Origin of the sequence: Megasphaera sp. UPII 135-E (genome assembly GCF_000221545.1) — a bacterium.
GTDB lineage: Bacteria > Bacillota > Negativicutes > Veillonellales > Megasphaeraceae > Megasphaera > Megasphaera hutchinsoni.
In genome coordinates this window covers 65,910-74,217 of record NZ_AFUG01000004.1, presented here as the reverse complement: position 1 = coordinate 74,217, position 8,308 = coordinate 65,910, and the positions used below count along the sequence as shown (strand labels likewise).

The 8,308-nt window shown below is 42.9% G+C and carries 5 protein-coding genes; 4 read left to right on the top strand and 1 reads right to left on the bottom strand.

What is annotated here, in order from left to right; all coding sequences use genetic code 11:
• Positions 1-63: 63 nt before the first annotated feature.
• The gene (locus HMPREF1040_RS00530) at positions 64-5,553 is read right to left on the bottom strand and encodes a TonB-dependent siderophore receptor (protein ID WP_007391907.1); all 5,490 of its coding nucleotides are present in this window, start codon (positions 5,551-5,553) and stop codon (positions 64-66) included.
• Between the two features lie 311 nt (positions 5,554-5,864).
• Between HMPREF1040_RS00530 and HMPREF1040_RS00525 the strand changes: the two genes are divergently transcribed.
• From HMPREF1040_RS00525 to HMPREF1040_RS00510, 4 genes are read left to right on the top strand one after another with little or no spacing between them, the layout of a single operon-like run.
• Positions 5,865-6,620, top strand: a complete 756-nt coding sequence (locus HMPREF1040_RS00525; RefSeq protein ID WP_007391913.1) for a HesA/MoeB/ThiF family protein — start codon at positions 5,865-5,867, stop codon at positions 6,618-6,620.
• A gap of 12 nt (positions 6,621-6,632) precedes the next feature.
• Entirely contained in the window at positions 6,633-7,241 is a 609-nt protein-coding gene (locus tag HMPREF1040_RS00520) for a MotA/TolQ/ExbB proton channel family protein (RefSeq protein WP_007391890.1), read from the top strand.
• A 4-nt stretch (positions 7,242-7,245) separates the two neighbouring features.
• On the top strand, positions 7,246-7,641 hold the full coding sequence (locus HMPREF1040_RS00515) for a biopolymer transporter ExbD (protein WP_007391898.1): 396 nt from the start codon (positions 7,246-7,248) through the stop codon (positions 7,639-7,641).
• Positions 7,638-8,297 carry an energy transducer TonB gene (locus HMPREF1040_RS00510; RefSeq protein ID WP_007391936.1) on the top strand — a complete coding sequence of 220 codons (660 nt, stop codon included), beginning with the start codon at positions 7,638-7,640 and terminating at the stop codon, positions 8,295-8,297. The genes HMPREF1040_RS00515 and HMPREF1040_RS00510 overlap by 4 nt, the downstream gene beginning before the upstream one ends.
• Positions 8,298-8,308: the final 11 nt, after the last annotated feature.

The following is an 8,308-nucleotide window of genomic DNA, read 5'->3' as shown; positions in this document are numbered from 1 at the left end:
ACTTACTACTAACTAAAAACCTAAAACCTCTCACATGAGTAGTTTTTTTTGTATATCTGATATTTAAAATTTATACGTAAGTTGCAGGCGGGTGTAATTGCCGAGTTTGAATTGTTCCGGCCCGTATAACGTATCCCGCTTGCCCGTACTTTGGGCATCAAACGTATAGTAGGCTTCCAAGAGCATATTCTTTCTCGGCACATAGGCACCGCCGAGCGTGAAGCTCTTGACGCCGTCCAAATAGCGATCCGGCAAGCCTTCCGTTCCATTGCCACCAAAGAAAGCCCCGTGTTCAAAGTGTTTATAATCGGCAAAGGCACTCCACGAATTTGGAAGGTTGTAATCGTGGCGACCGAAGTCAAAACGAATATCGAAGAATTTGGGATTCTTGCCCAAGGTTCGACCATTCATGAGGAACCGAGACGTATAGATGGAGCTGTTGGGATCGGAAATACTCGGATCGATATATTGTTCACTCTTGGTGTTACCGTTGAGATAACGTCCCAACTCGGAGCGGTTTATTCCGAAATCAAAGGAAATAGAGGAGAGGGAGGTTAATTGATACTTTGCACCGATGGCAAACACATTGACCGCTTTGCGGAATACATGGGTATCGTTGCGATTATCGACAATTTTATGGCCCATTTTGTCATAGCCTTTGAGATCATAGTCGGCAATCTTGTATTGCTGTTCTTGATTGCCTACGGAGCGGAAGAACCACCCCGTAAGGCCGAGACGATTCGTCGCTTTACGACGATATTGGAAGAATATAGCCCGCTTAATCGGATCAATCGTATCGCGGCGCAGTAGATTTCCCTTGGTCAATATAGGGCGACCTACTTCTTTTTCAAAGGCTTCACGGGGCAGCGGACTATTTCCGTCACCTTCGGTAAGCGCAGCCTCCATGCCTTTCATGTAATTGGCAATGACGGAAGAATGTTCCCCGTCAAAAAGACGGTTACCTGTTGACGTTTTTAGGAAATTTTCTGCGTATAATTTGTCGACATAATGCATGTCGTCGAGATCTTTTTCCGTCAGTTGCTTTATTGTTATGTTAGTATGATTATTGTCCGCGGCCTTACTTTTAGCGAGTTCCGGTATTTTGCTGTTATAGTACGTAAGGAGCTGCGTTTTGTGGGCTTGATACCATTCTTGTAAGTAGGCTTTTCCGTCCGTGAGCATGCGTGTTTCATCTAAAGACACTTCATACTTCTTTCTCATGGCGACATCTTCGGGGGCTGTGTTATTCGGCTTAGCATAGCCCGGAACGGTAAAGGTTTCCGTATCGTCATAGTAGTCGTCCGTATCCTCATCATGGGTCTTATGGGTATACGATGCCGTTACTTCAGGGGTTTCTATAAAATATTTTTTAGTATGCAATTCTTTGCTGTACGTGTTTTTAGCCAAGGATTGCAAGCGTTGTACTACTTCGAGCCGGTTTGATAAACCGTTTGCATATAAGTTCTTTTCAGCCTGATCTATTTGGGCCTGCAGAGCTTCTGCTTTGTCTAACTCTTGCTGCTGTTTTTCAGTGTAGTCTTTACATTCCGGATCCTTGTCAACGTTGATTCCCTTTAGTTTATCGTAACGGGCCATATATTTCTTATACCACGCATCGGCTGCGTCCTCGGCCTGTTGGTGTGCGGCTTTTAATTGGTTTAAAGAAGAAGTTTCCGCATCTCGTATGTTGGCAAGTTGCCGATAGTAATTGAGTTTGTTCCCATAGGTTTCTTTAGACTCTGTAAGTTTAAGCTGTCCGCCCTCATAGTGCACACCCATTAATTCGTGGACTGTCGGTGTACGGTAAAATACATCGTATTCGGCATGCGTATAGGCGGAGTCCGTGACTCCCGTACTGTGGGAAAAGTCGCCGAACCCGACACGGAATTGCGAATTTTTGTCGGTGTATAGTAGGCGGGCACCGTCGAAAGATTGATTAAACCAATACCCGGTGATGCCCATTTTTTCGTTCAGCCGTCCGAGGGATACATCCCAAGCAGCCGTATGTTTGGTAATATCGGCTTTTTCAATCTGCACTTTGTTGATACTGCGGTTATCAATGGCGGTTTGGGTAGTATCCGGTTCTTTTAAGGCGGCAGCACTGCCGACAAGCGTTAAGTGGGTATGGTTATCTAATATTGCGTTGAGACCTAAGCGTATCCGCTGAGAGAAACCGTGGTCTTCTTTATTTTGCAGTGCTTTTACGGCACCTTCGTCAATGGAACTGGATTCGGTAACTCGTACGGCAGGACGGTTTTCCCCGAGGTGGCTGTCCATACGGGCACGATAGTCGCCGAAGATGCGGATGGTAGTCGTTTGACTGTCATCAAAAGGACGATCTAAAAATCCGGCGAGAATTAAGGGAGAAATCTTTCCTTTTAATTCTTTCGGGATAAAATCTTCCAATTTTTGCTTCGCACTTAAGCCCAGTTTGAAGTTGGCACCGAAACGGAAGGTGCGAGCAGAAAAGGCACGGTCATCGTCACGATGGTTAAAGATGTTGTCAATACCGAAGTAGGCGAGGGAGTCTTTATTTATTTTCTTTTGGATCATGATGTTCCACATGCCATAGGTTTTCCGTTGATACATGTCGACGGTTTTTTTGTCGAGAATGTCATAATGTAATTTAGCTTTATCAAAAAGAGAATCCCCTGTTTGTTTGGGATTTTTTATGCGTTCCGTCGTTAGGGTATTTTTATTACCCGCTACGGAATTGCTGTCGAGCATGTTAATATAGTATTCACCCCAGATACTGCCACTCCAACCGGTCTTTTTATTTTCATAATCCAAGCCTATATTGATTTTATGTTTGGGTTTATCTAATAATTGGCGAGGCATGGTAGGATCGCTGGTGTTAATGGCATGAAGCCAGGTATAGCCGATACGACCTTTGAGGGAAGTGTTAAATTGATGTTTGATTTCCAGTTCGGCACCGGTAATTTCGGCACGACCGATGTTTTTGAAACTGTAAATACGATCGGGTGCATGGAAATATTTGAAAATACCGAGAATGGTCGATTCATCCGCTTCGGGATTAAAATCTATTAATTTGCCCGTATTATAGAGGGTTAAATAATTATCAATCTTGTTGTGGAACAGGGTCAGTTTCGTGTAGGTTTTCGCATTTTCTCCTTCAATGGAAACATCCACATTAAAGCCTTTTTCCGGTTTTAAGTCGGGATTTCCCTGCCAATACCAACCGAGACGAGCCGTACCGCTGCCGTCGGGATTGGCTTTTAACACATGCGGCCCGAACATTTCCCAACAATAGTATAATTCGCCCAACCCGGGAGCCGTGTAGGAGGTGCCGACATTGGCTTTAAAGCGACGATGCACATTACCGCCGAGAGTATGCGTCACGCCCATATTAAAGGATACATTATTGCCGAAAAGGTTCGTGTGATCCAGACGGATAATGGGGTATAAAATGGTATTTTCATTGAGTTGCCACGTATCTTGCAGGAAGACGTGCGCTTTATTGAGTGCCGCTTTGCCGACGAGTTGTTTATTTTGATTTTGATTATATTCTTCCCGGAAAATTTTACCGTTGGCTTTCATGAATGCCGAAGGGAAGTTCCACGTTGTGCCGTAGTACAAGAGGGCGTAATAATCTTTCAGATCATTTGTGCCGTAATTATCGGTGAGATCTTTAGCATTCCCGTAGGTTGTCCCATAATCTTTCATAGTGGGTTTATAATTTTCAGGAAACGCATTATGTTTTTTGACATAATTGAGGATATATGTTTCGTATTTTTTTTCGTTGCCGCCGAATTCCGTGTCTATAATATATTTATTATAGGCTTGGCGTGCTGTTTCCAGATTTTTTAGCGTTTCATTAAAGGCTTTGTACCGATAGTAGGCGTCGGGATTGCGGGAAAATAAAGAACGCCGTTCTTTATCCGTATTTGTACCGTCACCGCCGGTGAGTGTCAGATGAGAAGAGGAACCTTTACCGGCAAAAGAGGGATCTAAGTATTGTTTCCATTCTTCATAGGTAAACTGGGGTAAAAACTTACGTTCCGTATCATAGCCCCACGGTTTGGTAGTATCTACAAAGGAATAGGCTTTATAGCGATCGGGATTTTGGGCGAGCATTTGTTTGGTTTCCGCCGCATTGCCGATGGGCTCCCCCCAATTGTCCGGCACTCCCATATTCCGCTCCTCTTTGTCGGTCATTTCGGGTTTGTAGCTTTCATCATAAGGGGGCTGTTCTTCCCCGTGATATCCATAATATTCGGATTCTTTATCCCAGATGAGAGAACCGTTTTTATCAATTTTTAAATTATGCTTATGTATTTTAGAAGACGCTTCGCCATGATGTACATACAAACTTTTATCGTAGTCATACGGATTGATTGAACGAAGGTAGGTTTCAGGCGCCATTTTTACACGGCTGCCTTCGCCGTCTTCATGGGCATAGCCGAAGCCGTAGGACAGAAGATGCTTGTCGTTGACTTGGCGATTCATGGTAAATTCGCCCTTCCATTCACCGTGATTGACTTCATCGACAGCATCTAAGGTGTTTTTTCCTTCGTAGGTGCTTTTGCCGTAATCACTAGTTAAGGTAATATCGGTTTCTTTCGTACGAGTATAGTTAAATTCTACTTTCCAATCACTGGTATCATTTTTTCCGGTATAGGCAATATTCCCCGTATTTCGTTTTAGATCACGCTTATAATGTACTTGCGGTTCCAAGTAGGAAGTGGTTCGTTTGATGAAACGTTCGAGCGACTCCTGATAGTGATCCGCCCGTGTATCCAACTTATGATTAGCATCTATATCATAATGAGCGGATATGCCGGCATTGGCATTGGTGCCGTAAAAACGGAGGGAGTTTTTTTCATAGGCATTGGCGTCCGCTTCTTCTTGGGTGGCCAATACTTCCCGCCGCATACGATTTGAATAAATTGGTGCTAAATCACGTTTATTACCATATATGGCAAAACGGAAATTTCCGATTTTGCCTGAATCGGCACGTAAGTATAAATTACTATGGGGGGTTCTTTGTGCGGATTCACGGTCACGACGACCTTCAACGTTGAATTTTATACCGGCTTTTTTATTGGGTTTTGAAGTGATAACGTTGATGACACCGCCCATGGCTCCGGAACCATATTTGGCACTAGCAGCACCTTGGATAATTTCAATGTGATCGACATTTTCCGTACCGATACGTTGTAATTCATCACCGGCACCGCTGTATTTGCCAAGGCCACCAAGGGCTTCTTGCCCGTCTACTAAGATGAGCGTATGACGAGGTTCAGCACCGCGAATGGAGACGCCTACATTACCCATGCTGTCGACCGTACGGGTTACGCCGGTTTCCTGGAAGACGATATCTTCCGCTGATTTTGCTTGCTTTTTGGTAATTTCTTGTTTTGTAATAATTGTTTTTTGTTGTGATTCTACTTTTGCCTCTTCTTCTGCTACGGTGGCTTTTACGAAGACATCTTTTGTGGATACGTTTGCTCCGTAACTAGGTAAGGGCATCGACATCCAAGCGACTATTGCACAGGATAGTAAGGCTGCATGACGATGAGTGATATAATTCATAGACCATCTCTCCTTTTTGTGATTAATTTTCCTTATCAGAATAACAGAAAACATGTTATAAATCTACTCCAAACGGTAAAAAAACAATCCAAATGGACATTTTTTCTTTTTGTGCGGGATGATAGGAGAAAATATCACCTTATATAAGTGTTTTTTGTATATAATTATCTATATCATAATAGAGATAGACATAAGTAGAAAAATATATTTTATGGTATTAAAGATAAGCTTATTTATTACAGTTTGGTTATATCCATTTTCCCCTATGACAAAGCATAGTATAATAAAGAATACACGAAGGAGGAAAAAATATGTTATCAACATTTCAAAAAATGCGATATGAGCGTAATATATTAGTTGCTACGCTAGGAGAACAGGGACAAGAAAAGTTATTGCAGAGTAAGGTTCTCCTTATTGGGGCAGGTGGTTTAGGTTCTCCTGTGGCCTTATATTTAACGGCCGCAGGTATTGGAACTTTAGGGATTGTCGATGATGATGTGGTCGATTCATCGAATTTGCAACGGCAAATTTTGCATAGCGAAGATTGTCTTGGTATAAGTAAAGTAGAATCGGCACGTCAGCGATTGATGACGTTGAATAGTCAGGTGCATCTCCATACTTATCAAGAACGAGTGACCAAAGAGGTGTTACGACAATTGCTAGTGGCGGATGAATATGATATTGTCGTGGATGGTACGGACAATTTTGCTACTAAGTTTTTGATTAACGATGTTTGTGTGGAAGAGGAAAAACCGTTTGTACATGCGGGGGTATTGGCTATGCAAGGGCAATTGATGACGTATGTTCCGCATAAGTCGCCTTGTTATCGTTGTGTATTTGAGGATGAACCGGCACCAGGTACGGTTCCGACAAGCAAGGATGTGGGTATTATTGGGGCGATTGCAGGCACGCTTGGTACGTTGCAAGCAATGGAAGTGATTAAGTATGTAACGGGAATGGGGGAGTTGTTATTGGGAAGAATGTTAATTTATGATGGACTTTCGATGACTTTCCGGCAAATGAAATTTCATAAAAATGAACATTGTCAGGCTTGTCATAAAGGATAGAGAGGGTAGCAGATGGAATGGATAAAGGTTATTCAGCCATGGTTTATGGCTGGTGGTACAGTAATGTATGTATTATGTGTATGTTCATTGGTGGTCGTTTTTTTTGGGTGTGAACGATATCTTGTATTTGCACGGTTGGATTCGGGACATATGTTTGCGGTACGATTTTATCATGCGATGATGCGTCGGCAATATGAAGAGGCAGTAGAGATGGCCCGAGAAACTCGAGGGGCGTTGGCCCGTATGATTATGGTAGCGGCACAAATGGAAACAGTAGCACAACGTCAAGCATATATTGAGTTGGAAACGGGACGCGTGCTTACTCTTTTGCAAGAGCGATTATATTACATAAGTCTGATAGTTACGGCAGCCCCCTTATTGGGATTGTTAGGTACGATTCATGGGATGATGTATTCTTTTCAATTGCTTTCAACGGGTGGAGAACACGCATTAGTTGTTACGGGGGGAGTAAGCGAAGCGTTGGTGGCAACGTCCTTTGGTATTATTATTGCGTTAGTAGCGATGGTTATGCATACGTATTTTCGACAACGTCATGATCGTATTATCGGGGATATAGAGCTTTGTTTTTCTGCTTGGGAATGGTATCAAAAGGAAGGATAGGTCGATGCGATTACGAAAGAAGATGGTTGAAAAACCGGAAGTTATGATTATTCCGATGATTGATATTATGTTTTTTTTAGTGGTGTTTTTTATGCTTGCTGTTGTAGGTACTTCAGCGTTACATGTTGTTCCCGTACAATTGCCCGTCATATCACAGGGACAATCTTCAAAGGATGAGGTATATGTTATTACGTTGCGGCAAAATCATCAGTTATATGTGGCGGATCAGCCTATTACATTGCGTGATTTGTCAAAGAAGTTGTCTGAACATCCGAAAGTTTCGATTGTATTACGGGCGAATAAGGATGTATCGTATAGTGAAGTGATGCAGGTCTTAGATAGATTGCGGCAAGAAGGTATTTCGCGTGTTGGTTTGGGCGGGGAGCAAAGACAAAGATGAAACGACAAGATTTTTTTATTTCCTTGGGCATCACTATGGTAGTGCATTTGTTGCTTTTGGGTATATGGGTATATCAAGCGGGGGATTTTCCTAAGTCGGATAAGTCCGCTAGCGTTTCTGCGATGACTGCCTATGTAGCGGATGTTTCTACTCTTATTGATGGTGGTGAGAAGGGATCTATGCGTTCAGATCGCACAGGATTAACTGAAAATAAAGGGCGTCCTACATCAACAGCAACTGTTGTTAAGACGGGTACTATGGTGACAGAAAAAAAGTTGGGGAAAACGATGGCAGAGGAGAGCGTTGTCAGCTCTTTTGGACAGGGAGGCGTTACGGCGACAGGTAATGAGATGAAAAAAAATGGAATAGAAGGGGCTGTTATAGCACCACAATTGGTATATGCACCTGCTGCTAGGTATCCTGAAAAAAGTAAACAGAAAGGCATTACGGGCGTAGTCCGCGTTCATTTTATTGTTACGGATAGAGGGCATGTAGTAGGTGATTCGATTCGATTGTTATCCTCATCGGGAAGTCATGAGTTAGATGAGAGTGCGATTGATGCGGTACGGAAATATCAATTTATAGCAGCTAAAAATGAAGCTGGTAATGCGATGTCTTGTGGGGTAACTCTTTCGGTTGGCTTTAGAAAAAAATAAGTGGAAATGAG